Genomic DNA, 2,177 nt, shown 5'->3' on the forward strand with positions numbered 1-2,177 from the left:
TGCCGTGCTGGCGGCTGCGGGGGGCGGCGGGGCGCCTGGGCCGCCGGCCAGGCCGGCGCCGACGGCGGCGAGCCCTCCGGCCAGGAGCAGGGCGGTCCCTGCTCCTGCCAGGCGTGTCCTGGTCCTTCCCGTCCTCATCTTTCTGGCCCGTTCCTCGCTCAGGCCTTGGCGGTGCGGCGGCGCAGGGCGAACCCTGCCCCTGCCCCTGCGGCCAGGAGCCCGGCGCCTGCGGCGATCAGGCCCGCATCCGGGCCGTTGTGCTGGGCGGGGGTGGGGATGCCGGTGCCGGGGGCGCCGGCGGGCATGGCGGCCAGGGTCCCGCACAGGGCGGGGGAGGTCGCTGCGAGGGGGAGGGAGGGGACCAGGTCGCTGGGCTCCTTCTGGGCGGCGGCGGGCAGGGTGGCCGGGTCCAGGCCGTGGACGACCACGACCGCGGTCCCGGACTGGAGGGAGGCCAGGGTCTTCGCGTCCAGGGTGATGGTGCGCTGGTAGGTGTAGGAGGAGCCCGAGGGGGCCACGGCCAGGTCGGTGCCGGCGGCGGGGCTGGTGTCCCCGCTGGTGGAGAGGGTGGTGCCGATGCCGCCGTAGAACGGGGCGCCCTCGGTGGTGCTGATGACCCCGTCGCCGCTGGTGTCCGCGGATGGGCCGGGGCACTGGCCCTTGGCGCCGATGTGGATGTGCTGGACGTGGGGGTAGGGCTTGCCGCCGAACGTGGCGGCGAGGCCGGTGACGTTCTCGGTCACGGTGGCCTGGTTCCCGTTCAGGGTGATCATCGCGGTGCCGGAGGCGTTGGAGCCGTTGATGGAGGCCAGGTTCGCCTGGTACGCGGTGCCGCTGTCGGCGGCCAGGGCCGGGGAGCCGGCCAGGGCCAGGGCCCCGAACGCGAGGGCCGGGGCGATCAGGAATGCGGACTTCTTCATGGCGGTGCTTCCTCTGTTCTGGGTTTCGCGCCCCCGGGTCCGGGGGCGCCGGTCGCCGGGCCCAGAAGCGGTCCGACAGCTGTTATTCGGTGTGGGCCCGATCACGGATTGGGTTCCCGGGCAGAAAAGTCTCCGGGCCCCTGTCCGCGGGGCACCGGGGACCGGTGCTCCTGCCGTGCCGTGCTGCCGGTCCGCGTGGTTCCGGTGCCGGGGTGTCATCCGCTCCAGCAGGCCAGGACGTCGGTGGCGATCTGGTAGGCCAGTGCGGTGCGGGTGGTCCGCTGGGGCCCGACGGGCTCGCCCAGGCGTGTGGCGTCCACGGTCAGGGCGAAGGCGTCCTTGGCGAAGGCCACGGTGCCGGTGCTGCTGCGGTAGGCGGGCAGGCCGAGGTTGGCCAGGCCCTGGATCGGGGCCGCCCCGGGCAGTCCCGCGACGGCGGCCTGGGCGTACGAGCGGGCCGCGGCAGGGTCCGGGTAGGCCTTGACCGAGAGCACCAGCGTCCCGCCCGGGAGCGCGTAGGTGCACGTGTACAGCCCGGCGGCCCAGGCCGAGGCGGGCACAGGCACAGCGGGCAGGGCCAGGGCCTGGGCGATCCTGTCCCTGATCTCATCCCCGCACACCATCGCCGCCGCCGGCGGGACCCCGGCCGGGGAGGCTGAGGCCTGCACAGCCTCTGCCGCGGAGACGTCCCGTGCAGCGGAGGCCGGGGCGCCCATGGCTGCGGGGGGCGCGGGGGGGCCGGTGCCGCCCTGGGCGCACCCGACTGCCGCTGTCGTCAGTGCCGCCGCGGCCAGCGCGGCCAGGGCCCGCAGCACCCCGGCCGTCGGCCGGGGCCGCCGGGGCGCGGTGTTTCCCACCCTGCTCCCGTCCCTGCTCGTCCGGCCTGGGCTCAGCGCCGGGTCCGGGCGGTTCGGCGTCCGAGCACGGTGCCCAGGGCCAGCATGCCGATGCCCAGGAGCAGGTGCAGGCCGTTGTCGGCGGCGTTGACCGGGACGAAGTTCGCCGGCATGTCTCCCATGAAGAAGAGCCCGTAGACGAACAGGACGAGGTAGACCGCCCCGCCCCAGACCAGGTAGCCCTTGGCCGCGGCGGCCGAGCGGGCGAGTGCGAGGCCGGCGACGCCGAAGAGGAGGTGGACGATGTTGTGCAGCACGGAGACCTGGAACAGGCCCAGGAGCATCGCGTGCGAGCCGTGCCCGGCGAAGGCCAGGGTGCCGGTGGTGATGCCGGGCACGAAGCCCAGGATCCCGACCAGGA

Annotated in this window: 3 protein-coding genes; all 3 read right to left on the reverse strand. The window is 75.2% G+C overall.

Going from position 1 to position 2,177, the window contains the following annotated elements; translation table 11 throughout:
- Positions 1-158: 158 nt before the first annotated feature.
- Complete coding sequence (locus V7053_RS18830) at positions 159-920, reverse strand: hypothetical protein (protein ID WP_334173778.1); 762 nt, start codon at positions 918-920, stop codon at positions 159-161.
- 215 nt (positions 921-1,135) lie between these two features.
- Positions 1,136-1,777 carry a hypothetical protein gene (locus V7053_RS18835; protein ID WP_334173779.1) on the reverse strand — a complete coding sequence of 214 codons (642 nt, stop codon included), beginning with the start codon at positions 1,775-1,777 and terminating at the stop codon, positions 1,136-1,138.
- A 32-nt stretch (positions 1,778-1,809) separates the two neighbouring features.
- Positions 1,810-2,175, reverse strand: a complete 366-nt coding sequence (locus tag V7053_RS18840) for a DUF4383 domain-containing protein (protein WP_334173780.1) — start codon at positions 2,173-2,175, stop codon at positions 1,810-1,812.
- Positions 2,176-2,177: the final 2 nt, after the last annotated feature.

The organism is Sinomonas sp. (assembly GCF_036848755.1).
In the GTDB taxonomy this organism is placed as follows: Bacteria; Actinomycetota; Actinomycetes; order Actinomycetales; family Micrococcaceae; genus Sinomonas.

Bases quoted from the DNA above. Each gene is read 5' to 3' on its own strand.
- V7053_RS18830 (WP_334173778.1), bottom strand. From the start codon at position 920: ATGAAGAAGTCCGCATTCCTGATCGCCCCGGCCCTCGCGTTCGGGGCC.